Genomic DNA, 25,105 nt, shown 5'->3' on the forward strand with positions numbered 1-25,105 from the left:
TCAAAATAAATCTCAAATTAGAGGATCGTTCATGAAAAGCAACACCCTGACTTCGGCAGCACGCATACTCTCACTGCTCCTATTGATTTCTGGAACCTGTGCGTTAGCGCAGGGGCCCAGGCCAGTACACTTCGGCGGCCTGTTCAACGACTACGTACCCCTGAGTGCCACTATCAGTGGCAGCCCCTACGAGATGCATGGTCAATGGTCCATGGACGTGCACCCGGAATGGGGCACGGCCGACTTCGCAGCGGATATGACAATGTCCGGCTTTGGAAGGACAGAGGCGGGCGCTGTCGATCCGACGCAGCCCATAGTGAACCCTCATACACACCATATCAAGCTGACGAACGTCAGGATCACCTGGGACATGATCGGCTGCCCCACCTACGGAACACCCGTCCCCACGGTGGGCTTTCAGTTGAACGGCAAGGTCAGCCTCTTGACGGGGAATGGGCAAATCGCACCCTTCGAGACGGATCCGCCTTCCTCGACACTGCAGGTCTGCATCAGCGGAGGGACCGAAGGCCGGTACACGGTCCAGACTTCGAACATGACACTGGTGTTTGGGGGGCTGGCGGCAAACAAACACTTCGGGCCGCAGGCTATTCATGGCGTCGTACGCATCGCACCAACCGAACCGTTCGGAATAGTTCGATAAGTTCCTCGACTAACGATCAATTCGAATAATTATTGTCACTTCGATCAATTCCGGCACCCTAGAAAGGGGGCTGTCTCACTGGGAGACAGCCCCTGGGACAAGTGAGCCTCTGCGAGTCCGTTATTAACAGACTAGTAACGGCATTGGATTTTTGCCATACAACTCGTCTGGAGATGACGAACAAAAGTCGTACTGCCTGAATGCCTGGGTGCTGACCGAATTCGCGTTGGGTTGTCAGGCGACGTTGATGCCGTGGTCCTCTGCCTGGCCGAAGACAGAAAGCAGGTTGGTCATCTTCAGCACGTTGCGGAGCTGCTTGCCCAGGTGAAGCAGCTTGAACTCGCAGTTCCCTTGCCTGGCGGCCGAGTAGAGGCGTACTAACGCGCCGAGACCCATGCTGTCGACGTAGGTGAGATCTGCCAGGTCGATGGTTACCGATTTGAGTTGAGGAAGCTGGCGCTTCACGTCCTGGTAGAACTCTTCGGTTGCACCTGCGACCAAGCGGCCGTGACACTTCACAACGGCTGTGTCTCCGTCGCGCTCGACCTCAAAGGTTAGGACTTTGTGGACTTCTTCTGGCATTTGGCTTGCTCCTGACAGACGACGAACATTGGGCTGGAATATTGCCGGGAGAATTCTCGCATACGGGGCCACGTGCAGGAGAAAATTTGTGTCGAAGCGGGGCCGTCGTGAGAAGTGCTAAGGTCGCTAACTCTTACGGATGCGCGGCATCGGTGCTGCAGACGACGTAGACGTTCTTCGCTTCCGGAGCGTGTGCCTGGGTAAAGGGGCAGAGGAAGGATGACGGACCGATTTTGAAGTACGGGCAGGAGTTTGCCGGCGTCGATGTGGGCCTGTCTGCGGGTGCGATCCACTCTACGAGCTTATCGTTTTGCGCGAGCCTTTCGCGAACGTGGTGGTTCTTCGAGAACTGCTGCATGCTTCGATAGCAGCCATCTCCGATGGAGGCCTGCACTCTTTGAGTTCGCATTCCGAGCGAGTTGCAGAAGGCAAAGGTGGGGTTAATGTGATTCGCGTCTGTGGGCGTGATATCGACGACTGCGCCTGCGACGAAGCCGTTCAAAAACTCAAGCTGCCGAGGGTCTAAAGCAGACAGATTCTGTTGGCCGATCTCGCGGAGGATAGAGAGACTCTTTCGTGCGGAGGTCTTGAAGGTGCTTGTCTTGCTTTCGTAGGAGAGGCTCGTCGCGCGATCCTTGACGGCAAACATGGTGTCCGATTGCACGTTAACGTCAGGCACTGGGGAGGCGTTGAGCCCAGCGGAGATGATGAGATTGGGGCTGGCGGCTCGCGATTGCACACGTGCTTGTACCTCAGCAGGGCTGGCGAAGGGTACAGCGCGTTGAATCGCGGAGAGAACTTCGAGCGCGGGGAAGAAGGGAAGGTTATCGAACATGCCTCCGTCGGCAAAGTAGCGATCCATTCTTCCTGCTCCCGGCATGAGCTCAGCCTCGGTACGGGCGGCAAAGACGGCAGGAAAGGCGCTTGAGCAGAGGCCTTGCTGGGTGGCGCTCCAACTTGGGGCGGTGGTGAGAAAGTCTCTGCCCAGCACCAGCGACGAGCTGGAGTTGAGGAATGAGGTTGTTCCGAAGAAGGCGACCTTACGACCAGAGGGTGTGTTGTCCTGATAGGGCTGAACCTTCGTCAACTCATCGCCTGATGCGCTGAATGCGAGCAGGCGACGAGTCTCGGCTTCGAGCAAAGAGACACCCATGATGCAGCTTTGGATGTCGAAGCTGGCGAGGGTCTCGCGTCTCACTTCGCTGAGGAATCGGGCTACAGCCTCGCTAAAGTGGCCTGCAACGAACTGCGATGAGATCGCGGCGGTGCTTATGTGCGGAATGACGAAGAGTGAAGACAAGGCATCCGTCAAGACCGGGGGCGCTCCTGTGGCGGCGTAGCCAGCGTCTGACTGCGAACCGCTGCGGACTTTGCGTGCCAGCTCCGAAGGAGAGAGGCGGATCTCTCTTGCGCGAATGCCAAGCTGCTTGGTTGCGTTCTTCAGAGTGAAGGTGAGCGATACCTTCTTGTCGACGTGGGAGAACAGAGCGGTGAGGTCGGATAAGACCTCTGGCGCTTTGGCCGGATCGCCTACGGTCATGCGGCAGAGGGCTCCGCCCATCAACGTACCGACAGAGGCACCGACTACGAGGTCAGGAAAGAGTTCAGTCTGGTACATCGCCGCCATGACGCCGATGTGGAATGCACCACGAAAGACGCCTCCGCTGCCAAGGAAGATAACCTTGGACTTCTCTTCTGCAAGCTGCGGAAACAGGTTTACCAGTTGCTTATTCGTTGGCGGTGCCTGCTGTCCGTAGGTTTGCAGGGCGCCTTCCTGAGGAGCGCCAGGGCTGACTGCGGGCCGATACTCGAGCACGCCGGTGCAGGTGTCGCAGACGGCTTTCAGTCCTCCGCAGCCGGTCATAGCACCAGCGCGGCGGGGGGCGACGTGAGCGAGCAGCTTTATGCAGGAGACCTTCGCGGCTCCATGCCGGAGCAGGTGAATGTCTTCGCGGTACAGAGTTTCGAGCGTGGCACGACAGCCGTCTGCCACGGTGCAGCGGAGCTTGTCATGATCGGGAGACAGGTCGTTGCCGAGATCGATCTGTTTGCGTGGAGCAATCTCATCCGCAAAGATGATGAGGACGCCGGGGGAGTCGGGGATCAACAGCCGACGATGCCACTCCAAGCGGGAGAGGTTGTTGGTCTGACGGACCTCCTGCCGGGTATCGCGGCGCTTGGCGAGCTGGATGGCCGTCTGTGCCGAGAGGACGATGTCTGGACAAGGCATTCCCGGAGCGTCTTGTATAGAGCCGTCGTAGCCGGTGGGCACGTTATAGACAACATGCAAAGAAGGCGTTACACCGTCTTTCCGCATGAGGCACTCGCGAAGATCGGGATCGCTGAGGCGCTTACACCAGTCAAAGAACGCGGGGAGCGGGTTGGTCCGCACGGAGGCTCCGTCGATCACCTGAAAGGTCTTGGGGTTGGTTGCGGTTTGCGTGGCGATCCATTGCCGACCAACTGCCTGGGGCGGCAGCAAGCCTGGAATGGCAAGCGCGGCTGTGAGCGCATCCACCACCGGCATATTCTCTTTCAGGATGATCTGGTCAGTTTCTTCCAAGGCTGCGCAGACGAACAGAGCCTTTACGGCATCGGGTGGAGGACCATGGAGAACGAAGTCGGGCGCACCTTTGACAAACAGATCGTAGATCGCGCGTCTTACTTCGAAAGGATGGAGCAACCCCTTCGTGATATCGAGATTGTCTGCAACGACTTTGAGCAGGAGTTTTCCGTACCAGGTTCGCTTTTCGGCGACTCCGGGTTTCTGTGCCTTCGGCTTACCGGACGCGGTCACCTTGTTGTAAGCCCAACGATCGAGCAAGAGAAATATGCAGAACAGCACCGCCAGAATGCATGGCCATCGGAGCTTCGACGGTATATCGCACACCCCTAATAACCAATAGAGTCCCCAGATAGAGAGTGCCAGCAGCGCAGCCAGCAGCAGTGGCGCGAACCATGCGAAGAGGTACATGGGCCAGCCGATGAGAGGTCTCACGGTCTTGCGTCGGGAGGTAAGGAATCCTCCCTCGGCGATCCACTGCGGGCTGCGAACCAGATGAAAGTTCACGCCCAACACGGAGAGGAAGAGGTTCCAGTAAAACGAGATCCAGGTGAGTATCCGTACGCCGTAGCGTTCGGAGCGCCGGACGTACATGACGGCGAGCGTGGCGACGCTGCTGAGCCGCACAGGGAGGTTCGCCAGCCAGATGCCACACTTGGTCAGAAGGTAGTAGTGACGGCGAGCGTACTCCGACTCTTTGGAGAGGCTTGCCGGGACAGAGGGGTCTCGCGCGGGCGGAGTCTCGGAGAAAAAATCTACCGGGTTTGGGAGCGCATCCCAGAGGGGGCCGATGGGATTCTGCGTGATCGCCTGATAGTACCGCTGGTACCAGCGCCAACGCTTGACTTCGAGGTCGTCGCCGTCTTCGTGCTCGAGCTCTTCGTAGACGCGACGCATGGCAGCTGCGGCGATGGTCCCCATGGATATTCCGGTTGCGACCTTTGGCCTCTCGCGGTCTGCCGCTAACCATGCATGTACCGCCCCGGCCGAGAAGGAGGTTCCTTCGGGGCCGGAGGTGAAGGCGACAGCGTCGTTACCGCCAGTACGTAATGGTGCCTGGGGAGAGTCCATTTCGTCAGCCTCGCAGAAATCAGGGGTGGGCCGAATGTATCCCAGGGAACAGATTATGCAAAGTAAATTAGTACGCCGGGATAGTTGCTCTGTACCTCGCGACGGTGACGCAGGCGGGCTCCTGGTCTAGCGTCACGAGCAGCTGCAATAGATGTATTCCGGTGCTCTTTTAGCTTCGGGCAAATTGGTATTTGCGCCGCGCCATACCCGCCAGTCCAAGCACTCCTGTGCCGAAGAGAGCGATGCTCGAGGGTTCGGGGGTCACATTGGTGCGGCTGGTTTCGTCGATAAACTCTTCGAAGTTGTTACCGTCGTCGAAGAGGATATCCCCCTTGCCGTTTATTACCGGATTGAGGGAGCCAAAACTTCCACTCTTTACGATGGAAAGATCCGACGGGGTTCCAGAGTACAAGACCACAGGAGCCGCACCGGTCCCCTCGGCGATGAATGCCTCTCTCCCGTTATTGCAGATCTCTTCAGAACCCATGTACCCGACACCGCATTTGGCGCCGCTGTCATAGGCAAGAGAAGGGATGGAAAGACTCGTCGAAACCTCATGACCAGAGACGTACAGGGAGTAGCAAGGATCCCCGTGCGGATCACAATTCGGGCGATCGAGAACAAAATCGCCCGCGTCATCGATTCCGTAGATCGCGGTGTTATTGGAGTCCAGGGGCCCGAGAATCGCTGACTTGTAAGTATCTGCAAGAGCAGACGAGTTAGAGAATCGTGGGAGCAGGACAACGAACGCGAAAGCCAAGAGCAAGAATGAGCGTTTCATCCGATGAACCTCGGGTGTGGATTAGGAGCCTCTGATAGTGCCGCTCGCAGAGAGAACGTATCAATTACCTCCGTATGAATCTGGAGACCTGCCATATCTTCTTCCCTGCCCCGGTGGCGCATGGAGTTCCCTGCTGCAGTTGGGGTAGCACGGAAGGTGTAGAGAAGTCAGACACCATTACGGCTATCTTGGCTAGAGATTCACCTTTTTGCCGATTCCTGGCCCTGGAACACTTGTTTTCTTTTTCTGCATAGAAGCTGTGGGTGAGGGTGTTGAATCCTCATCGGCAAAACTTTGTGATGCATTCCAGGAGACTCGATGTTCAACGTTGCCGCATTTCTCAATTTGCTTGTCGCTTCGTCCCTCTCCAAGGCGGGTGTTGCCATTTGGCCTGACGATCGACGGACGAGCAGCTTGAAGAAGCTCCGTGCGGGCATGCAACTTTTCGCTGCGACGACTGCTCTGCTGGTGATGACGGCGTGCGGCGGCGGATGGAATGGCTACTCTGGCGCACCGCCGACCATTACCAAGCAACCCGTTAATCAAACTGTGAATGTGGGACAGACGGCGACGTTCAGCGTTACCGCTACGGGCAGCGGGACACTTACCTATCAGTGGTTCCTCAACGGGACCGCCATTTCAGGCGCCACTTCAAGCACTTACACAACGCCCGCAACGGCGAGCACCGATAGCGGCTCAGTCTTTACGGTTACGGTAACGAATGCGTCGGGAAGTGTGACGAGTTCTCCGGCCACCCTGACGGTGACCGTGAGTTCCACGACAGTACCGCCGAGTGCGCCGCTGATTATCAGTCAACCGGCAAACCAGACCGTGCAGGTGGGACAGACTGCAACGTTCAGCGTGACGGCGAATGGAACTGCCCCTCTTACTTACCAGTGGTTCAAGAACGGAACACTGATTCCAGGTGCTACTTCCAGTAGTTACACGACGCCTGCCACAGTGATTGGCGATAACAATTCGCAGTTCACGGTGACCGTCACGAACGCGACCGGCGCGGCGACGAGCAATCCAGCAACCCTGACGGTCGTCAACACGACGCCTGTCGCCACCAGTCTGGCATGCAACTCTTCTACGCCTCCGTATAACTCGTCTGCGACCCTGGTTCCCATATTTTCGGGCGGGACCGCGGTGATCGGCTCGACGGGAGTCGGGAGCAGCGATATTACCTTGTCCGCTGTGAGCGGCAGCTCTTATTCGACTCCGCTGCTGATCTCAGCCAAGACCTACACGCTCTCGGTGACTGGGACCGGCGGAGCTGTTGCTTCTACGACCTGCACGGTGACTCCGATGAGTGTCACGATCTCGCCGATCTCTCCTGCGAATGCGACGATCGCGCCAGGGACGCAGACGTTTACCGCGACTGCTTCGGGCGGAACGACAAATACCCTGATGTGGACTGCCAGCGCGGGTACTTTCATTGGGAACGTCTGGACCTCCCCCACTACGATTGGCACGTACACGATCACAGCAACAAGCGTCGATGAGCCATCGGTTGCGGTCACCACGACTGTAACGCTCAGCTTGCCGGTGATCACGGGGCAACCTCTCAACGTGAACGTGTGCAATGGCGCTACAACCACCCTCTCGGTGACGGCGCTGTATGCGAGTACGTACCAGTGGTTCTTCAACGGATCGCCGATTGCCGGGGCTACGAGTTCCAGCTACTTTATCCCGAGCACGGTTGCGATGGATGTGGGCAACTACACGGTCACGGTGACGAATGCAGCGGGTAGCGTTACCTCCAAACCCGCCAAGGTAGTGGTTGGAAGTTCTATCACCTCTAACCCTGTCAGCCTTTCGATCGTGCAGGGCCAGACTGCGACATTCTCGGTAGCGGCTACGGGAGACGCGCCGTTCAGCTACCAGTGGAATGTGATTGCCGCAGGCAGCTCGACAGGAACTGCGGTTACAGGTGCAACCTCAAGCGTCTACACGACACCGGTCGAGACTACAAGTTCGAGCGGAGAACAGTTCTACGCCACGGTTACAGATAACTGTGGAAGCGTACTCACAAGTACTTCGGCTATGCTGACAGTCAATACCGGCAATGATCCACCTACGATCACCATGCAGCCTGTGGGCCAGACGGTGGCGATTGGTGGCACGGCGACGTTCACGGTGACAGCAGTCGGATCGCCAACGCTTACCTACCAGTGGTATCGGATTCCTGCTGGAAGCGTGACGGGGACTGCGGTTTCAGGCGCGACTGCGACGACTTACACCGTGCCCTCGAGTGCGACAACGATCAGCAACGATCAAGACGGCTACTACGTGATCGTCTCGAATCCCTACGGGCAGGCCCTTTCGCAGACGGCCACACTGGCGGTGGGCAGCGGCATTCTGATTACGAAGCAGCCGATGGATGTTTATGTCAGCGCGGGTGATCCGGCTACCTTCTCGGTAACCGCTACCTCGGCCCTGCCGCTGACCTACCAGTGGTTCGAGGCAGCTCCAGGCAGTTCTCATTTCACCGCTATTCCAGGGGCTACGAGCACATCGTATACGCAGGCTACTACCGCTGTGTCCGACTCTGGTTCGGTGTTCTATGTTGTCGTGAGCAACGGGAGTTCTACTTCGGTGACGAGCCACTCTGCTTCACTCTTTGTTGGCAGCCTGACGGGAATCGGCAACTTGTGCGAGGGCTGGCAGTCTCTTGGCGATGCACTTCCTCCCGCGCCTGATTGCTCTATTCAGTTATCCGCAGCGACGCTTGGTCAGCGAGGTGAGATCGTATGGCCAAACCTTATCTCCACGGGAGATCTTCAACTGAGCTTCACTCTTACTACAAGTAACTCGAGTACTCCGCCGGCGGATGGTTTTGCCATGACCCTGGGCGACCCATCGCTCGGAGCATCGCTGACGAGCATAGGGAATCCCGGAGGAGGGCTCGGTGCCGAAGGAATTCCTGGAGTCGTGCTGGCCTTCGATGACTACCATGATCCGGGAGATCCAGCAGTGCCCTATCTGGGAGTTGGCCGGGGAGAGACTGCGTTGTGGGAGAATCCCTACTTCAACGTCAACTCAAACATCCCCCCGCTGGCTGCTGCGGGAGCGACCGTAACGCATACTTATGTCGTCTCCCTTGCCCAAGGCGTGATGACGGTAACAATGGACGGAGTTCAGGTGTTTTCCGGCAACGTTACAGTGCCGCCTGTCGCCTACCTTTACTTCAGCGCTTCTACCGGGGCTCTCGACGAGCAGACGGTCATCAGCAACCTCTCATCCACTATTACCGCGCCGTCCAACTAAGAGGACGAGGAGAACGAGAAAATGCGATCGCTTGTCTTGATATGTTTCTGGCTGATGGTTGGAACAACGGTCTGGGCCCAGGCCGTGGCTATAGGAGAGTCACACAGCGGCGACGCGGCCCTGGCCTATCACTGGGTGCATACGAATGCTCCTCCCGATGGAGGGTGCGGTTGCTTCCCACTGAATGGCGGCGGCATCTCCGCATCGTGGAACTTTGGCACGCGACTGGCCGCAGTGGGAGAGTTCAGTGTGGACCATACGAGCAATGCTCTCTCCTCAAGCAGATCGTTGACGCTGACCTCCTATCTTGGCGGTGCTCGCTATTACCTTCCGCGACCGTGGATGCATGGAGATCATGCCCTGCAGCCCTTTGTTCAGGTTCTTGTGGGAGGGGCGCACGCAGGCGGGGGGATGGCTGGCGTCGCCGACGGAACCTCTGCGTTTGCAGGCCGCCTTGGGGGAGGAGTCGACCTTCCGCTGAGGCCCGGGATCGCGATCAGGCTGATCCAGGCGGACTACTACATGACCACCTTTAAGAATGGGGCCGACGATCGTCAAAATAATATTCTGATAGGTGCCGGAGTCAGCTTTCGCTGGTTTCGATGAGTCTTTCCTTCGCTGGCTGATCTCTCTTGATTTCTTCTGCGGCAGATTCTCATACTGGTCCCGTTGTGCTCCGCATCGCGTCTCGCGAATTACTGCGATGAGCGTGGTGTAGGTTTTCCAGCAGGGTCCTGCTATTACTTTTCTTCTCGGAGATCGGGTGCAACTCGATTACTTTCTTCGACGTCCACGATGCGGCGAATCTCTCTTTCTTATCAGCTCCTTTTTCATCCGCATGCATAAGCGTGTGCATTAATGGATGAGTTTTGTTCTGTGGGGAGTTAGTTCCCTACTTCTCCAGCTAGTGGCTATACAAAAAAAATCAAGGGTGGCCATACCAACTTGCCTGAAATGCTCCTAACTTCATTTGTAGTTAGTAGCTCCCCTATTGTTTCGAGTTACTTTCACGACTAAGACGATAGTTTCAATGACTTATTCTGTTTTCAGTTGTAGGTTCTCCCTCTGAGCGTTCCTAGACTGGACAGTCTCTTGAAGTACTTATGAGGCAAGTGCCGCTCCCAGAGGTGTACGCGATAACCTAGCTGCGATTCGCTCCAGAGCTGGCGTGTAAACAAGTTTGTCGATCCGCGAGGGTACCCCGCGGAATCGGGAAGTTGTGACTCATCTCGCCAGGTGACAGGAGCTAACAGATGAAAAAGCTTATTGGGGCGCTCATACTTTTTTTCGCGGCCACGATGATGGTGGAGGGACAGGCGATCTCGGTGAACGGGGGATCGATTCAGGGCACGATTACGGACAGCACAGGAGCCATCGTGCCCGACGCCATGGTCGTCGTCCTTGGCAGCGACACCAACACTTCCAAGACCTTGAAGACCGACTCGAGCGGCTTCTACAGTGTAGGGCCTCTGAATCCAGGGCCTTATATCGTGACTGTGACCGCTTCAGGATTCGAGAAGCTGACCGTGAAGACCATCGTTCGCACTGGTACGGCGACGAACGGAAACTTCAAGCTGTCGGTTGGATCTTCGACCGAAACAGTAGAGGTAAACGCCGGTGCTCTGCAGATTAATACGGATCAGGCGGGTGTCAGCGATGTGATCACGAAGGATCAGATCGACTCTCTCCCGGTGAACGGCCGCAACTTTCTCGACCTGGCTCAGATTGAGCCTGGCGTGATTTTGCAGAGTGGCGAATCGTTCGATCCGACGAAGGCGGGGTACTCTGCCATCTCGACGAGCGGCGTCTCTGGCCGCACCACGCGCATTCTTCTCGACGGTCAAGACATCACAGATGAAACCGTCGGAACGACGATCTTCAATGTCTCGCAGGGCGCGATCGGTGACTTTCAATTGAATCGGTCGACGCAGGATGTCTCGGGCGAGGTTACTTCGACGGGTCAGGTGCTAGTCTCCACCAACTCAGGAACTAACCAGTTCCATGGACAGGCCTTCTATAATTTTCAGGATCACAGTGCGCTCTTCGCGAACACAGCAGGCGGAATCGATACGCCCTTTCAACGCAACCAGTTTGGCGGAAGCATAGGCGGACCTATTCTCAAGAACAAGCTTTTCTTCTTCGGGAATGCGGAACGGATTAAGCAGGAGTCGCCGGTTTCGATCACCATGTCTCCTCTGTTTGCGGCGATTCAGGCGGCACACCCGACGATTCCCTCTCCTTACCGCGAGACCTACTCTACGGCGCGTCTGGACTACGACGGGCCAAGGGGCGTGCACTACTTCGTTCGCGCCAACTACGACGTGAATATCTCAAGCTCTAACTTTGGCGCTGGATATGAGATCTATAACAATCGCGACAACACACCCGGGCTTGCGGGCGGCGCTGACTTTACGACAGGCCACTTCACTCACTCGTTCCGCGGAAGCTATGAAAAGTTTCACAATCTGCTGGTGGATGGCACGACTGGGAATACCAGTGTGTATAACGGTTTTCCCGGGTTGAACTTTCGTCTGAAGACGGCAGGTTTGTTCTCCGGGCCGAATGTTGATTCTCCGCAGAACACTTACCAATCGGATAAACAGTTTCGCTATGACGGGAGTTGGACGAAGAGCTCGCATTTGATCCGCTATGGTTACAGTCTTAACCGGATTCTTGGTGGTGGCTTTGCGAGTTTTCTTGGACTCGCTCCACGTGCGAGCCTTACGGCCTCGACAGAGCTAGCCAACTGTGGAGACGGCACGCCAGGTCCTTGCCCTTCAGATCCTTTGAACGGGTACTTCGCTTCGACGGTGTTATTTGGCAACGGGCAGGGCTTCTTTACGGAGAACCCAGGCTTCGACTTGGCAGGCGGTGGCGTCGAAGATTGGCGCGAGGGCGCTTACGTGTCGGATAACTGGAAGATCACTCCAAGCTTTACGCTGACGGCGGGCGTTCGGTGGAGCGTCGATACCGATCGGGCCAACCAGGATCTTCCAACGCCGCTCTGTTCGGATGTAACTATTACCCCTTCGCCGTGCTCCGGAAGCGCGCCGTTGCTCGATCAATTTCAAGGGGGACTGGGAAAGAGGATCCATCAGCCGTATGCGAACTTTGGGCCCCAGCTCGGCTTTGCTTTCAGCCCCGGCGATCACAAGACGGTTGTTCGCGCGGCCTTCGGAATCTTTTATGAGGGTGACGTCTTCAACAATACGACAAACTCGCGACAGGCTTTGATTAAGAAGGGATTGTTTAATGACACGAGCCACAGCATCTGTGGCGGAACTAACTCGCTAACGCTGCCAAACGGCACCGTCGTTACGAGCGATGGAGGCGTTTCGATTGCCGATATCTGCACGGAGCCGTTGAGTCAGGCCGGGCAGCACTTCATCAACCTGCAAAACCTCTTCCAGCAGGTGACGGCCGCTGTGGGACCAGCCAGCAACGGTCAGTATGTAGGAAATACGTTGACGATCGTCGGCGCGTATGCCGCTCCTTATCGGACTCCCTATTCGGAGCAGTGGAACGGCGGCATCCAGCGTGAAGTCTTCAAGGGCGGAGTGCTCTCGGTTGACTATATTCACAACTCGACGCTGAAGATCTCTCAGCAGATCGATGTGAACCGGGTAGGCGCTGCGCGCACACTGAACACCGCAGCAGCGCAGAACGCCATCGCTACGACCACGTCAGGCTTAGGCTGTGCAGGCGGTTACAGTTCAGCGGCAATCACCTGCGCCATTGCCGCGGGCGCGCAGATAGCCGATTTTGCCGGCAACGGCCTGGACTCAGGCAATGCTTACCTCAACAGTAATCCCGCATCGTATAACGGGCTCACGGTGGCAACCGGAGCTGCGTTCCCAGGGATCAATCCTGCTCTCGGCCAGGGCCTCTTTTTATTCCCCGCAGGAAGGTCTGGCTACGATGCTCTCCAGGCGGTGTTTCGTGAACAGAAGACGCATCCGGTTCCTGGAGTGATGAGTTCCAATCTGCAGATCTCGTACTCTTTTTCGCGAGCCATCTCCACAGCAAATCCCGCTACGAACGCTGGGAACACGGGTGTCGGGGATCAATTCTTTTCGTCGCCTTCTTATGACTATGACAATCCGACAGCGTACATAGGCAGGAGCGGGCTGGACCATACGCATGAGGTTTCGTTCGGCGGATCGATGACGCTCAAGTACGGCCCGCAGGTAGGTATCATCGGCCACTTCTTCTCCGCGGCGGCGACTAACCTGTATCTCGATAATGCTGGGACCAGTGGGAGTGCAGTAGGAGGGATCTTCCAGTCCGACGTGACCGGCGATGGAACGATCGGCGACATCGTTCCGGGAACGAACCCCGGCGACTTTATGCATCGGTACAAGGGAAACAATCTCAACAAGCTGATCACGCAGTACAACTCGACGCAGGCAGGTCAGTTTACGCCAGCGGGCCAGGCCTTGCTTGCAGCTGGGCTCTTTTCTCCGGGACAACTGCTGGCGTTGCAGGCGACGCAACAGCCGATATCTCCTGTCCCTGAGGCGCAGGGACCGAACAATGCGTTCTATCGCAACCTGGACCTGAGCGTCTCGTATCCGATTCGCCTGGCTCGTTTGCGGGAGGGTATGTCGCTTGTTCCGGGCATCGCGTTCTACAACGTCGGCAACTTCTCAAACTTCAAGGACTATATCGACGGCACGCTGGCGAATACGACAACCGCCCAAGGGGGGTCTCTTAGCGGCTTGCTGAATGGTCCGAGCAGCTTTGCGGACCACGATCTGAACCGGGTGCAGCGCGGCTCGGGTACGTCGGACATCGGTGGCCCGCGAACGACCGAGTTTCAGTTGAAGCTGAACTTTTAACCTGCTGCGGCTCTTGATGGACAGATAAAACGGTGAAAGGGCAGATCACGTTGTGATTTGCCCTTTCATCAGGTTTATAGAGGAGGCCGTCACAGACGACTGGAGAGCTAGTGCTCGGGCTTAGCTACCAGTGACTTTCAGACTTGCCTGTCGAAGCGTCTCTGCTGCCGATTCTGGGGTGATGTCGCGCTGGGGCGAACCGAGCAGCTCGTATCCGACCATGAACTTTCGGATGGTGGCCGACCGCAGCAGAGGCGGATAGAAGTGAGCATGAAACTGCCACTCGGGGTGCTCTTCGCCATCGCACGGGGCCGGATGCAGGCCCATGGAGTAGGGGAACGGCGTATCGAAGACCTGATCGTAGGTTGCGGTGACTAAATGCAGGATGGATGCGAAGTCAGACCGCTCCGCTTCCGTGAAGGCCTGAAGGTCTGCAACGTGACGCCGCGGCAGAACCATGACTTCGAAGGGCCAAGTTGCCCAGAACGGAATCACGGCGAGGAAGCTGGCGTTTTGCGCTACAACACGCTCCCCTAGCAACTCCTCGAGCTTCTGGTACTCGCAGAGGAGAACGGTTTTATTCTTTGCGAGGTACTCGCGCTGACCTGCCAACTCTGCTGCAATTTCATCGGGAATCGATCGGCTGGCCCAGAGCTGGCCATGAGGGTGCGGGTTGCTGGCTCCCATCATCGCTCCGCGATTCTCGAAGATCTGCACGTATTGAATGTCGTCACGCGCACCCAACTCGGCGTACTGCTCGGTCCACACATCGACGACTGCTCGAATCTCGGGCACAGACATCTTCGCCAGCGTGAGATCGTGACGCGGCGAGAAGCAGATCACGCGGCAGATTCCACTCTCACCCTCGGCAAGTAATAGCCCTTTGCTGCCTTCATCACTTGAGAAGTGTGGGGCGTCCGGTTTCAGTGCGGCGAAGTCGTTTTCAAAGACATAGGTGCTGGTGTATCTGTCCGTCTTTACACCGCCCGCACGCACATTGCCTGGACAGAGATAGCAGGTTGGATCGTAGGTCAGTGCGACCTCTGCTGTCTTTGTCTCTGTCTGGCCCTGCCACGGTCGCTGAGTTCGATGCGGAGAGACCAACACCCACTCGCGCTTCAGAGGATTGAACCGTCGATGAGGATTCTGCTGAGCCAAAGGAATCATCGCGCACCGTCGCTTTCTGCCATAGCCAGCGCGCCGTCCGAGGGGGCGCTGACGAAGCACTCCGCCGTGATGCCGGTGACTGCCGCGTAGTCCTTCCTTACGTTCGCAACAAACTGCTCCGCGGCCTCGGCGCGTACGACGTTGACGGTGCATCCGCCGAAGCCGCCACCAGTGATTCGGGCTCCAAAGCAGCCGGGTTGCTGCATGGCGATCTCGACCAGTTTATCGACCTCCTCGCAGCTCGCGGCAAAGTCATCCCGCATACTTTTGTGGGCTTCGACCATGAGGGCACCAAACTGTTTCATATCGTCATGCAGAAGGGCTTCTCGGGCCTCCAACACGCGTTGGTTTTCGGTAATGATGTGCCGACATCGGGCAAAGCTTGCTGCGGACATCTTATCCTTACAGGACTCAAGGTCTGCGAGGGTCGCATCGCGGAGCAGCTTTACGCCTGGCAGTTCGCGCTGAAGGACTGCCTGCCCAGCCTCGACTTCATCGCTTCGGTCTCCATATTCGCCTGTAGCGACAGCGTGCTTCACCATTGAGTTGCAGATGACGACCCGCACCTGATCGGGGAGAGGCAGAAGCTCAAAGGTGAGAGAACGGCAGTCAAGCAGCATCGCGCGATGCGCCACGGCGCCAGCGACGACAAACTGATCCATGATGCCGCTCTTGGCGCCGACGTATTCGTTCTCGGCGCGTCGGCAGAGAGTTGCAAGCTTCTGAAGTGGGATGGCGACTCCGGCATGATCCAGCAGAGCCATCGCCGTCGCAACCTCGATGGAGGCAGAAGAGCTGAGGCCGGCTCCCAAAGGAACGTTCCCGGCAAGGGTCATGTTGAAGCCGCCGACAGCGATGTTCTCCTGTTGCAGCGCCCAAAGTACACCTGAAGGATAGTCGGCCCAGCGCCCGTCGGCAGCGACCTGCAGCGGACCCGGTTCCAAGGAGATCTCCTCTTCGTAGTTCGCCGAGTAAAAGACAGCGCGCCCATCCTGCCTTCCACTAATAATGGCGACGGTTTGGAATCCTATCGCCATAGGCATTACCAGACCGCCGGTATAGTCGGTGTGTTCCCCGATCAGATTCACGCGCGCCGGCGCGGCAAATCGTCGTCCTGGCTCACCAAATCGCTGCCGATGTACCTGGAGCGCCTCTTCGTTATTTCCCTTCATTCAAAAAGACCCACATTTCAAAGTTGTATACGAAATCATCTTACAACCGTGAACGTGCCCGGTCGTTATCAGATTATTCTTCGCGCAGAACTTCCAAGGGCTTTCGCCCCAAAATACGGTGGCTTGCCAGCCAACCGGTGGCGACAGTGAGTGCGGCTGTTCCCAAAAGCGCCGCCAAGGTCCACAGCCATTGGAAATGGTAGGTAACCGTAAGGCGCGTCAGCAGTACGCGGGCGATGATATTGGCGAAGAGGATGCCCACCAATCCCGCAACCAGCCCCAGGACCGCAAATTCGATGGAGAAGACGGTGGCGATGCGGGCGCGCGTGGCTCCTAATGTCTTGAGAACCACCACCTCGCGGATGCGGCGGTAGCGGGTTCCAGCGATCGAGCTGGCGAGGATGACGATGCCGGCGAAGATTGAAAACGCCGCCAGAAACTGGATAACGTAGGTGATCTGAACGACTACCGAGCGCACGGTTTCCAGCGCCTGAGCGACGTTGATCACGGTCACTGTGGGGAAAGAGTTATAGAGCGCGCGTTGCAGGTCTCCGACATGATTCGGGTCGGCATGGACGCCTCCGTACCAGACCACCGGGAGACCCGCCAAGGCAGGCTGCGGCAGGATAAACTCCGCTCGCGAGTAGGCATGTTGCCCGTCGGACTTTGTGAGAGCAGCTACTGTGGCGACAAACTGGGTATCCTGAGCGGCGAAGGTGATGTGCGAGCCAACGTGGACACCGAGCCTGTCTGCCTCGCGCTCTTCGACCGCGACGAATGGACGCTTCTCACCAGCGGACCACCAGTTCCCCGCAACCGTTCTGGTTCCCGGAGGTGCGACATCGGACCACGTGAGGCTGATCGAGCGGAGCATCCGCTTGGGAAAGTTTTTCAGCTTGGCCTGGTTGGCGGGGACGCCGTCGATCTCAACGATGCGCGATGAGACGACTGGAAGGAGTTCGGGCGGAGCGGTAACGCTTGGTTGCGACTTCAACAGTGTGCGGATACCGCCTACTTCTTCATTCGTGATGTCGATGAGGAAGACGTTCGGCAGGTTGGGAGCAGCGGAGATGTGAAGCTCCGAGACGACGGCCTGCTGCACGAGATAGACGGTCATGATCTGCATGACCCCCAAGCCCAGCGCTGCCAGCAGAGCAGCGGAAGGATTGCCGGGGCGATAGAGATTGGCGAGGCCGTGGCGAAGCGACGAGGGGAGATGAAGGCGGGTCTTGGAGAGAAAAAACCGGAGTCCGGCAAGAACTGCGACAGACGTAACCATCAGCACAGCGAGAACAGCTACCAGACCCAGCGAGAAGACCTCGCCTACCACCAGCGAGTCGCTAAGTGTCGTCGCGATCGCGGCGAGCCCTGCAAGGATGAGGACGGCAGCAGCAACCTGGGCGAGGTTCTTCGTGATTTTGCGCCACGCTGCTGTAATAAATGGGTCGTCGTTGTCTTCAACAGCTCTGCGAAGAATGAGGATGGGACGAACTCCACGGATATCGAGCAGCGGCGGCAGGGTGAAGAGGAGGGTTGTCAACAGGCCTGCGGCTAGTCCGGTGATGACGGTGCGTAGCTGCAGATGTAGCTCGGTATCGACATGGATCAACCTCTCCAGCAGACGGGGAAAGCTAAGCTGAACGCCGACACCAAGCGCTACTCCGAGCAACCCTCCGGCCAGGCCGAGCAGGAGAGTCTGCAGGAGGTAGATCTTGATGATCTGTCCTGAGCGCGCGCCGAGGGACTTCATGATGGCGATGGTGTCCAGCCGCTGCTGAAGGTGGGCGCGCATGGCCATGGCGACGCCGATGGCTCCGAGGACGAGAGCCACCAGGCTCATCAATGAGAGCAGGCTCGTGGCTCGATCAAGACCCTGCGTGAGAGCGGGATTGGTCTCCCTGTAGTCGATAACTTGTGCCTCTGGCAGGAGCTTTTCCAGACGCAGCTTCAGGTCGGCGACGGCTTTGTCAGAGATCGGCGCGCCGTTGCCGGGCTTCGGCACCTTGAAGAGATAACGCTGTCCGGCGTGGCTTCCTGGGGCAAGAAGACCGCTTGCTTCGAGCCCCTCTCGTGAGATCAGCACACGAGGACCCGCCGCGAAGCTTCCAGAGAGACGATCGGGTTCGTTAACCACAACCGACGCGATACGGAAGAGCTGTGTGCCGATCTTGAGCTGGTCTCCGACCTTAATATTTAGCCGCACCAGCAGATCGTCCGCTACGGCGACGGTGTTGGCATTTAACACGGTCTTCAACTGCGCAGCCGGTGCGAGCTCGACCGTTCCGTAGAAGGGATACATTGCAGGATCGACCGACTTAAGCGAGACGAGAAGAGGGTCGAGGGTCTTTGCAGAAGAGGCCATCGAGAGCAGTTCAGTGACCGGAGTGATCTCGACTCCTGTGGCCGCGATTTCGTCGAGTGCCTTCTGCTGATCGGGCGTCGGTTGTTGGAACATTCTTGCGGAGAGATCGGCAGCCATAATGGCGCGTGCTCGATTGAGAAGCGTGCTTCGGAAGGAAGAGGAGAAGCCACGAACTCCGGTGAGCGCGGCAACTCCGATCGCGACCGAGAGAATGACGAAGAAGAACTTTCCGCGGGAGGAGTGCATCTCGCGAGCTGCGATCTTGGCGGCGGAGCGATAGGAGAGAGTGGCCATCAGCCCTCGGCCAGAGCGGCTTCGCGCGGGGATTCGGCGGGGCTTGGATTAATCTCGTCGGCGATGATCAATCCATCGCGCAGCGTGATCCGCCGGTTGGCATAGGTGGCCAGCACCGGGTCATGAGTTACGAGAACGAGGGTGGTGCCCTCGGTACGATTCAGATTCAGCAGAAGCTCGAGCACGTGAGCGCCGTTGGTGGTGTCCAGATTGCCGGTGGGCTCGTCGGCCAGCACGATGGGCGGGCGCAGAATGAAGGCACGCGCGAGTGCTACTCGCTGCTGCTCGCCCCCGGATAACTGGACGGGATAGTGATCCATACGATCGCCCAATCCGACGCTCGCAAGAAGATCGCGTGCGCGGGCGAGTCCGTTCTCTTTCGCATCGGCGTTCAATTCATGCGGCAGCAGAACGTTTTCGAGGGCGGTGAGCGTGGGGATCAACTGGTACGACTGGAAGACGAATCCGATGGTCTTCCCCCGAACCTGCGCCAGCTTGTCCTCCGGAAGATAGCTGATCGCGGTTCCGTTCAGGTGGACGTTGCCGGCGCTTGGAGTGTCCAGCCCAGCCAACAGCCCGAGGAGGGTCGACTTTCCGCTGCCGCTTGAACCCATGATGGCAGCGAACTGTCTACGCGGAATGGTGAAGTCCAGACCTTTTAGGATATCGACTGTACGTGGCCCGTTGCGGATCGATTTGCGAAGGCCTTCTACGGCGATCATAGGAGTGGAGGATGTCAACTTCGGGGATTCTCCTTCTTCGGCAACGGTTTTGATACTTTGTAAAGATGCGGAGAACAGTGTCTGTAGCTATTCTAGCGGTCTTGTCTTTCTTGGTAGCGGCGCTTTCGCTGAGTGGCTGCCGTGCCGACAAGACACCGAAACAGTCTGGAGTGGCGGATTCGAGTCAGCCTTCCTCCGTGGGAGAGCCTCCTGCTGAAGCACCCGAGGGCGCTCCGGCCGCGGCGAACGACAAGAGGCCCGTCATCGTTTGTTTCGGCGACAGTCTTACCGCGGGCTACGGAACCGATCTCGGGCAAAGCTATCCCGACTATCTTCAGACGGATCTGAACGCGGAAGGATATAACTACCGCGTGGTCAATGAAGGCATCAGCGGTAATACCACCAAGGACGGCGTTGACCGCCTGGACACGGTGCTCGCGCTGAAGCCGTCGGTGGTGGTGGTCGAGTTCGGCGGAAATGACGGTCTGCGTGGCCTGCGCATTGAAGATTCACGCACAAACCTGGACAAGATTGTTGGCACACTGAAGGCCAGTGGAACCAAGGTCGTTCTCGCGGGAATCACGCTGCCGCCCGACTACGGCCCGGACTACATCAAGCAGTTCACCCACACCTATGCGATGCTAGCTGCTAAGTACCACGTACCGATTTTGCCGTTTCTGCTCAAGGGCGTCTTCGGGGTAGATGGCATGATGCAGACAGATCGGACACATGCCACCAACGAAGGAAACAAGGTAGTGGCGAAGAATGTCCTTCCACTTGTGACTCCTCTGCTCAAGCGATAGCGTTCAGCCAAGTACGACGATCGGTTGCATGAGAGTGCCGGCGATGCGGCGGCCGATGGCAAGCAGATCCGTTGGACTCGTAAAGACCTTGACCAAAGGAGCCTGCGAGAAATCAGGTAGATTTACCTGCATTCCGTTCCTCAACCTGCCAGCCATCTGTTCGTCCACTGTGACCGAGGGCATCTCCGGGAGAAGCGTGCGCGGATGAGGCAGAAGCGCTTCCAGCTCTCTGACTGAGGAGGCCTTGAGCTGCTCGACGGTGATCGAATGGTCGAGAGTGAAGGCTCCGGCTCGTGTTCGTCGAAGGCTGGAGAGATGGGCTCCGCAACCTGCCAGCTGGCCCAGCTCATGCGCGACAGAGCGCACATAACCGCCCGCCGAGACAGACATCACAAAGGATGCGGTGTCGCCTTCGAGCGAGGTCAGTTCAAAGTTATGGATGGTGATGCGGGCAGGTTTTACGGCGACCTCCGCCCCGGCTCGCGCGAGCTTATGCGCGGCGACGCCATTGATCTTCTTCGCGGAGAAGATAGGCGGAACCTGATCCAGCTCTCCGTGAAACTCCCGGCTCATCGCACGCAGCTCCTCGAGCGTATGAGCAAGAGGGCGAGCTTCAGCCATAGCAGTTCCGTCTGCGTCGAAGCTGTCGGTTGCGAATCCGAAGCGGATGTGACCGGTGTAGTGCTTGTCTGCGTGTCCGAAGAACTGCGCCAGCCGTGTGTATTTGCCGAGCAGGAGTGGCAGCACACCGGTGGCCATGGGATCAAGAGTTCCAAGGTGCCCGATGGATTTTTCGCCAGTGGCTCGGCGGACGATGGCGACGACGTCGTGCGAGGTGATGCCGGAGGGCTTATCGAGTACAAGGAGACCGTTCATGCAGTCTCCAGTTTAGCTGCTAGTAAGCGCTTCCCTGACGTCGTACCAGCGAAAGGAACTCATTCCGAGTCTGAAGCTGCGTTTTGAAGACGCCGAGCATCGCGGAGGTGACCGTGGAGGAATGCTGCTTCTCGACGCCGCGCATCATCATGCAAAGATGCTGTGCTTCGAGAATGACGGCGACACCCTGCGGATGGATGGCGTCGGTGATGGCATCGCCGATCTGCCGGGTCAGCCGCTCCTGTACCTGGAGCCTGCGGGCGAAGACATCGACCAGACGCGGAATTTTGCTGAGTCCGATGACCTTGCCGTTAGGGACGTAAGCGATGTGGGCCTTGCCGAAGAAGGGGAGGAGATGATGCTCGCATTGCGAGAAGAACTCGATGTCTTTCACGATGACCATCTCGTCGTAGTCCACGTCAAAGAGAGCGTCGTGGAGGACCTCCGTGATGTTCATGGTGTAGCCGCGCGTGAGGAACGCCATGGATTTTTCCATACGCTCGGGGGTACGGAGGAGGCCGTCTCGTGTGGGGTCTTCGCCGATGCGGAGAAGGAGCTCGCGGTAAAGGTCCTGGGTTGAGACGCTATCGAGCTGAGGAGCTTCAGGCGGTACTTCGATCGTGCCCGAGTTGCGTGGCATAGTGGCCTTTCTTTTAAATCCTGCCGGGCGGTGTCGTACCTTCGCCAGCGTAGTCGAACGAGTTGTTACTGGTCTCTTCCACATGAACCCGCTCCAGATGAGCGGCAGGGAAGCTTTGGAAGATGCGGTAGATCTCGGTAGTTAAATTCTCTGTCGTGGAGACCGTATCTGCAAAGCAGTCCAAAGTGTTCAGGTTCATATGATCGAAGCGCGCCATAAGATTTATTTGCGCGAAGGAGTCCAGATCCGCGAGATTGCAAACCATTCCCGTGGACGGGTCCACCTGTCCGCTTACGGTCACCTGCACCACGTAGTTGTGGCCGTGGCCGTGGGGGTTGTTGCATTTACCGAAGACCGCATAGTTCCGTGCCGCATCGTAGGCTTCGGTGTGGAGGCGATGGGACGCGCTGAAGTGGTAGCGGCGGTTGAGATGCGCTTTCATCGCTCACCATAGTAGTCCGCGAAGAGGTCAGGCATCTCGTAGACGCGAACACGGTGCAGCTTTGCATGAGGGATTTTGTTGTCCAGTCGCTGCCAGATGGCGATGGCGATATTCTCTGTCGTCGGGATGGCCGCTTTGAACTCGGGAACCTCAAGATTCAGGTGGCGGTGATCGTAGACGCTGATGACCTCCCGCTCAAGAATCTCCTTCAGCTCTTTGAGATCGACGACAAAGCCGGAGGTGGGGTCAACGGATCCGGTGACTGTGACTTCCAAAGTGTAATTATGTCCATGGCCGTTGCGATTGGCACACTTGCCAAAGACGCGCTGATTCTCCTCTGGTGACCATGCATCGTTCCAGTAGAAGTGAGCGGAGGAGAATTCGGCTTTGCGGGTGAGAAAGATCATCGTTATTCCTGTGATTAGACGTATTTAGGGGACGGGCAGATGCAAACCTGAGTAACTAGGCGGCAGTGTTGTAGTTACGTCCCTTCCAGGTTACGTTTTTTTTGAAGCGGTAGTGAACGACACTCCGCAGAAGCAGATAGATAAAGAGAGGAACGCCCAGGATGGAGACTGCTACGTCGAGAGCCGGGAAGTTCGACCGGGCGACACGGGAGTAAAAACGCCATAGAGTTCGAACCCAGATGAGAAGGATAACGTTTCTCTGCCAGGGTTGCAGCCAGTAAAGTCCGAATGCCGCTACGGGCAGGCCAAAGAAGAGAAGGAGATCGAGGACCCGCCAGAGTGCCAGGGCAACGGGTTTAGGAAAGAGGAGGGCGAAGTTTTTGGTCCAGCCCTCAGTCATCTCCGAAGTCGTCCAATACATGCGGGTGGAGACGGCCTCCGGGGCGTAGCGGAAGCGGATTGCGTGGGAGCCGTGTTTCAAGTTTTCAGCGAGGGCTACATCTTCAAGCACGTTCTTGCCGACGGCGCGATGGCCGCCTACTGCGAAGTACGCTTCGCGTTCAACGAGGAGAAACTGGCCGTTGGCGGCGGCCAGGCGCTGGACGGGGTCATTCACGAGCTTCGAGGGATACACCGAAGCGAGCTCGGAGAAGACCAACGGCATGACAGCGTGTTGCCAGAAGCCTGTCACGACCTGTCGCGGCGAGTAAGAGAGCATCGCCGCATGGTGGCGATCGGCTTCGCGGAGAGAACGGGAGATGTCGTTGGTCTCGTGAGTCGTATCCGCATCTGTGAAGAGAAAGAATCTACCGCGTGCAGCCTGAACGCCGGCCCAGCATGCATTGTTCTTGCCGGTGAATCCCCCGTTGCTGCTGAGGTCGAGTTTGGGAGCATCGAGGAGCACAACCCCTTCGTGAGTCGCGGCTGCTTCGGCTGCAATGCGGCGCGTATCGTCCGTCGAGTCGTCATTGACGATGATCAGCTCCCATTGCTGGCCAAGGAGAAATCCGGGCTCGGACTGGCTAAGAAGCGATGCCAGGCAGGTCGGCAGCGAGCGTTGCTCGTTGCGGGCCGGGATGATGACCGAGAGTTCGAGGTCGGCTGTTTCTGCAGATTTTGGATCCAGTTGGGGGTCAGTATTGCTCACGACTTCGTATTATAGGAAGTGGAGCGACCTGTGCGTAGATTGTTGGCTAGTGTAGTGGCGGGGCTGATGCTGGTGACTGGCTGCGATCGGGGCAGCCATCCGGGTAATATCGATAAGCCCGCGCCTCAGTTCGTGATGGGGGACGGGACCCGAACCGTGGATCTGAGCAAGCTGCGCGGTCGGGTTGTCGTGTTGAACCTGTGGGCGACCTGGTGCGCGCCATGCATCGAGGAGTTGCCCAGCCTGCTGGCGCTGCAGAAGCAGATGCCGGACCTCGCGATCGTCGCCGTAAGCATGGATACCGATCCAGACGTCTATCAGCGCTTTCTGGTGGACCATCACGTCAACCTGCTAACGGTACGTGACGAAGATCAGAAGGTGAATGCGCTCTACGGAACGGTGCAGATTCCCGAGACTTACATCATCGACAAGCAGGGCGTGCTGCGGAGAAAGTTCATCGGAGCGCAGGTTTGGACCAGTCCTGAGATCACCAGCTTTCTAGCGAGGATGTAAGGCGGACTCCGCCTTTGATCAGGCTTTCCGTCCTTAGACGAGACGACCAGATGACTCGCTGGTATGATCGAAGCTATGACACAGCTTGATGTTCTCTACCGTTATGGGGTTTCGCCGACTGAGGCGTCTGTGATGGCGATGGCAAAGGTGCGTGAGGTCTACGGTGTCCGCCACATGGCGCTGGACGAGGCGAAGAAGACGGTTCGGATAGAGTACGACGCTACACGCCTGACCGAAGCGGTGATTCACCAGCTGCTGCGTCGCGCAGGGCTCGATATCGTTGAAACGATGCCGATGTTCGCTCCCCCGCTGCCGCCGCCGGAGCCCGCTACGGCAAGCTAGTTGCCTTGGAGCTGGTTTCTCCGGTAGTTTTGGAGTGCTCTTGTAGTTCACTTCCTGTATTGCGCGCCCGTAGCTCAGCTGGATAGAGCATTTGGCTTCGAACCAAAGGGTCGGGAGTTCGAATCTCTCCGGGCGCACCATCAATTAGAGACATAGAGCAGACCAGAAGAGCACTACCCCCCCACACACCAAGCATGAGTAGCCTTTTGGGCAGAACCATCTGCACCATCTTGCTAAAGCGCAAGTGCGAGCATTGGTCGGATGTCATTTCAATACCTTCGCAAATTGTCACCGTTCCGGGCTCATTCCAGGCCAACTTTGAGGCGTCTAAAACAGCCTCTAGATGCAACTGCTGGATCTCAGCAGACTTTACAGAGCGAACAAATGATTCGTGGTTGAGGTGGATAGATACATACGAATCCAAGCGAGGATCCCTATCAGAGTCGAAGGCA

At 57.5% G+C, this 25,105-nt stretch carries 19 protein-coding genes and 1 tRNA gene; 8 read left to right on the plus strand and 12 right to left on the minus strand.

Features of this window, described 5'->3' with window-relative positions; all coding sequences use genetic code 11:
• Positions 1–31: 31 nt before the first annotated feature.
• Entirely contained in the window at positions 32–661 is a 630-nt protein-coding gene (locus GSQ94_RS17260; RefSeq protein ID WP_158945097.1) for a hypothetical protein, read from the plus strand.
• 234 nt (positions 662–895) lie between these two features.
• Here GSQ94_RS17260 and GSQ94_RS17265 read toward each other — a convergent pair whose 3' ends face one another.
• From GSQ94_RS17265 to GSQ94_RS21170, 3 genes are all read right to left on the minus strand, one after another.
• Positions 896–1,243 carry an STAS domain-containing protein gene (locus GSQ94_RS17265; RefSeq protein WP_158945098.1) on the minus strand — a complete coding sequence of 116 codons (348 nt, stop codon included), beginning with the start codon at positions 1,241–1,243 and terminating at the stop codon, positions 896–898.
• A 133-nt stretch (positions 1,244–1,376) separates the two neighbouring features.
• Complete coding sequence (locus tag GSQ94_RS17270; protein ID WP_158945099.1) at positions 1,377–4,877, minus strand: patatin-like phospholipase family protein; 3,501 nt, start codon at positions 4,875–4,877, stop codon at positions 1,377–1,379.
• 169 nt (positions 4,878–5,046) lie between these two features.
• Positions 5,047–5,364 (minus strand): PEP-CTERM sorting domain-containing protein, encoded by a 318-nt coding sequence (locus GSQ94_RS21170; protein ID WP_216843123.1) that lies wholly within the window; start codon positions 5,362–5,364, stop codon positions 5,047–5,049.
• 612 nt (positions 5,365–5,976) lie between these two features.
• On the opposite strand from GSQ94_RS21170, the gene GSQ94_RS17280 reads away from it, so the two are divergent.
• The 3 genes from GSQ94_RS17280 (at position 5,977) to GSQ94_RS17290 (ending at position 13,766) form a co-directional block, all read left to right on the plus strand.
• Positions 5,977–8,928 carry an immunoglobulin domain-containing protein gene (locus GSQ94_RS17280; protein WP_158945101.1) on the plus strand — a complete coding sequence of 984 codons (2,952 nt, stop codon included), beginning with the start codon at positions 5,977–5,979 and terminating at the stop codon, positions 8,926–8,928.
• A 21-nt stretch (positions 8,929–8,949) separates the two neighbouring features.
• Positions 8,950–9,534: a hypothetical protein gene (locus GSQ94_RS17285; RefSeq protein WP_158945102.1), complete on the plus strand. Its 585-nt coding sequence runs from the start codon at positions 8,950–8,952 to the stop codon at positions 9,532–9,534.
• Positions 9,535–10,181: 647 nt separating this feature from the next.
• A complete protein-coding gene (locus GSQ94_RS17290; protein WP_158945103.1) occupies positions 10,182–13,766 on the plus strand; it encodes a carboxypeptidase regulatory-like domain-containing protein in 3,585 nt (1,194 codons plus the stop codon).
• 120 nt (positions 13,767–13,886) lie between these two features.
• Here GSQ94_RS17290 and GSQ94_RS17295 read toward each other — a convergent pair whose 3' ends face one another.
• The 4 genes from GSQ94_RS17295 to GSQ94_RS17310 form a co-directional block, all read right to left on the minus strand.
• Positions 13,887–14,933: a UDP-glucose--hexose-1-phosphate uridylyltransferase gene (locus GSQ94_RS17295; protein WP_158945104.1), complete on the minus strand. Its 1,047-nt coding sequence runs from the start codon at positions 14,931–14,933 to the stop codon at positions 13,887–13,889.
• Positions 14,930–16,105, minus strand: coding sequence for a galactokinase (gene galK / locus GSQ94_RS17300; RefSeq protein ID WP_158945105.1), 1,176 nt, complete (start codon positions 16,103–16,105; stop codon positions 14,930–14,932). The genes GSQ94_RS17295 and galK overlap by 4 nt, the downstream gene beginning before the upstream one ends.
• Before the next feature lie 73 nt (positions 16,106–16,178).
• Entirely contained in the window at positions 16,179–18,761 is a 2,583-nt protein-coding gene (locus GSQ94_RS17305; protein ID WP_158945106.1) for an ABC transporter permease, read from the minus strand.
• Positions 18,761–19,483: an ABC transporter ATP-binding protein gene (locus GSQ94_RS17310; RefSeq protein ID WP_158945252.1), complete on the minus strand. Its 723-nt coding sequence runs from the start codon at positions 19,481–19,483 to the stop codon at positions 18,761–18,763. The genes GSQ94_RS17305 and GSQ94_RS17310 overlap by 1 nt, the downstream gene beginning before the upstream one ends.
• Before the next feature lie 77 nt (positions 19,484–19,560).
• On the opposite strand from GSQ94_RS17310, the gene GSQ94_RS17315 reads away from it, so the two are divergent.
• A complete protein-coding gene (locus GSQ94_RS17315; protein ID WP_371417550.1) occupies positions 19,561–20,286 on the plus strand; it encodes an arylesterase in 726 nt (241 codons plus the stop codon).
• A gap of 3 nt (positions 20,287–20,289) precedes the next feature.
• Here GSQ94_RS17315 and truB read toward each other — a convergent pair whose 3' ends face one another.
• From truB to GSQ94_RS17340, 5 genes are read right to left on the minus strand one after another with little or no spacing between them, the layout of a single operon-like run.
• Positions 20,290–21,162: a tRNA pseudouridine(55) synthase TruB gene (gene truB, locus GSQ94_RS17320; protein ID WP_158945108.1), complete on the minus strand. Its 873-nt coding sequence runs from the start codon at positions 21,160–21,162 to the stop codon at positions 20,290–20,292.
• 19 nt (positions 21,163–21,181) lie between these two features.
• Positions 21,182–21,802 (minus strand): GTP cyclohydrolase I FolE, encoded by a 621-nt coding sequence (gene folE / locus GSQ94_RS17325; protein ID WP_158945109.1) that lies wholly within the window; start codon positions 21,800–21,802, stop codon positions 21,182–21,184.
• A 13-nt stretch (positions 21,803–21,815) separates the two neighbouring features.
• Positions 21,816–22,244, minus strand: a complete 429-nt coding sequence (locus GSQ94_RS17330) for a 6-carboxytetrahydropterin synthase (RefSeq protein ID WP_158945110.1) — start codon at positions 22,242–22,244, stop codon at positions 21,816–21,818.
• Complete coding sequence (locus tag GSQ94_RS17335) at positions 22,241–22,651, minus strand: 6-carboxytetrahydropterin synthase (RefSeq protein ID WP_158945111.1); 411 nt, start codon at positions 22,649–22,651, stop codon at positions 22,241–22,243. Before GSQ94_RS17335 ends, GSQ94_RS17330 begins: the two co-directional genes overlap by 4 nt.
• A 55-nt stretch (positions 22,652–22,706) precedes the next feature.
• On the minus strand, positions 22,707–23,798 hold the full coding sequence (locus tag GSQ94_RS17340; RefSeq protein WP_158945112.1) for a glycosyltransferase family 2 protein: 1,092 nt from the start codon (positions 23,796–23,798) through the stop codon (positions 22,707–22,709).
• Between the two features lie 30 nt (positions 23,799–23,828).
• On the opposite strand from GSQ94_RS17340, the gene GSQ94_RS17345 reads away from it, so the two are divergent.
• From GSQ94_RS17345 to GSQ94_RS17355, 3 genes are all read left to right on the plus strand, one after another.
• Positions 23,829–24,311, plus strand: a complete 483-nt coding sequence (locus GSQ94_RS17345) for a TlpA disulfide reductase family protein (RefSeq protein ID WP_254063947.1) — start codon at positions 23,829–23,831, stop codon at positions 24,309–24,311.
• 75 nt (positions 24,312–24,386) lie between these two features.
• Positions 24,387–24,653, plus strand: a complete 267-nt coding sequence (locus GSQ94_RS17350; protein ID WP_158945113.1) for a hypothetical protein — start codon at positions 24,387–24,389, stop codon at positions 24,651–24,653.
• A gap of 63 nt (positions 24,654–24,716) precedes the next feature.
• Positions 24,717–24,793: transfer RNA gene (locus GSQ94_RS17355), tRNA-Arg, on the plus strand.
• Positions 24,794–25,105: the final 312 nt, after the last annotated feature.

The sequence above is a fragment of the Granulicella sp. S190 genome, from assembly GCF_009766095.1.
Taxonomy (GTDB): domain Bacteria; phylum Acidobacteriota; class Terriglobia; order Terriglobales; family Acidobacteriaceae; genus Edaphobacter.

Excerpts from the sequence above, each read along its gene's own strand:
- GSQ94_RS17350 (WP_158945113.1), top strand. The coding sequence starts at position 24,387 with ATGACACAGCTTGATGTTCTCTACCGTTATGGGGTTTCGCCGACTGAG.
- GSQ94_RS17295 (WP_158945104.1), bottom strand. The coding sequence starts at position 14,933 with ATGATTCCTTTGGCTCAGCAGAATCCTCATCGACGGTTCAATCCTCTG.
- GSQ94_RS17270 (WP_158945099.1), bottom strand. The coding sequence starts at position 4,877 with ATGGACTCTCCCCAGGCACCATTACGTACTGGCGGTAACGACGCTGTC.
- GSQ94_RS17265 (WP_158945098.1), bottom strand. The coding sequence starts at position 1,243 with ATGCCAGAAGAAGTCCACAAAGTCCTAACCTTTGAGGTCGAGCGCGAC.
- GSQ94_RS17280 (WP_158945101.1), top strand. The coding sequence starts at position 5,977 with ATGTTCAACGTTGCCGCATTTCTCAATTTGCTTGTCGCTTCGTCCCTC.
- GSQ94_RS17330 (WP_158945110.1), bottom strand. The coding sequence starts at position 22,244 with ATGAAAGCGCATCTCAACCGCCGCTACCACTTCAGCGCGTCCCATCGC.
- folE (WP_158945109.1), bottom strand. The coding sequence starts at position 21,802 with ATGCCACGCAACTCGGGCACGATCGAAGTACCGCCTGAAGCTCCTCAG.
- GSQ94_RS17290 (WP_158945103.1), top strand. The coding sequence starts at position 10,182 with ATGAAAAAGCTTATTGGGGCGCTCATACTTTTTTTCGCGGCCACGATG.
- GSQ94_RS17335 (WP_158945111.1), bottom strand. The coding sequence starts at position 22,651 with ATGATCTTTCTCACCCGCAAAGCCGAATTCTCCTCCGCTCACTTCTAC.
- GSQ94_RS21170 (WP_216843123.1), bottom strand. The coding sequence starts at position 5,364 with ATGGGTTCTGAAGAGATCTGCAATAACGGGAGAGAGGCATTCATCGCC.
- GSQ94_RS17260 (WP_158945097.1), top strand. The coding sequence starts at position 32 with ATGAAAAGCAACACCCTGACTTCGGCAGCACGCATACTCTCACTGCTC.
- GSQ94_RS17310 (WP_158945252.1), bottom strand. The coding sequence starts at position 19,483 with ATGATCGCCGTAGAAGGCCTTCGCAAATCGATCCGCAACGGGCCACGT.
- GSQ94_RS17305 (WP_158945106.1), bottom strand. The coding sequence starts at position 18,761 with ATGGCCACTCTCTCCTATCGCTCCGCCGCCAAGATCGCAGCTCGCGAG.
- GSQ94_RS17285 (WP_158945102.1), top strand. The coding sequence starts at position 8,950 with ATGCGATCGCTTGTCTTGATATGTTTCTGGCTGATGGTTGGAACAACG.
- galK (WP_158945105.1), bottom strand. The coding sequence starts at position 16,105 with ATGAAGGGAAATAACGAAGAGGCGCTCCAGGTACATCGGCAGCGATTT.
- truB (WP_158945108.1), bottom strand. The coding sequence starts at position 21,162 with ATGAACGGTCTCCTTGTACTCGATAAGCCCTCCGGCATCACCTCGCAC.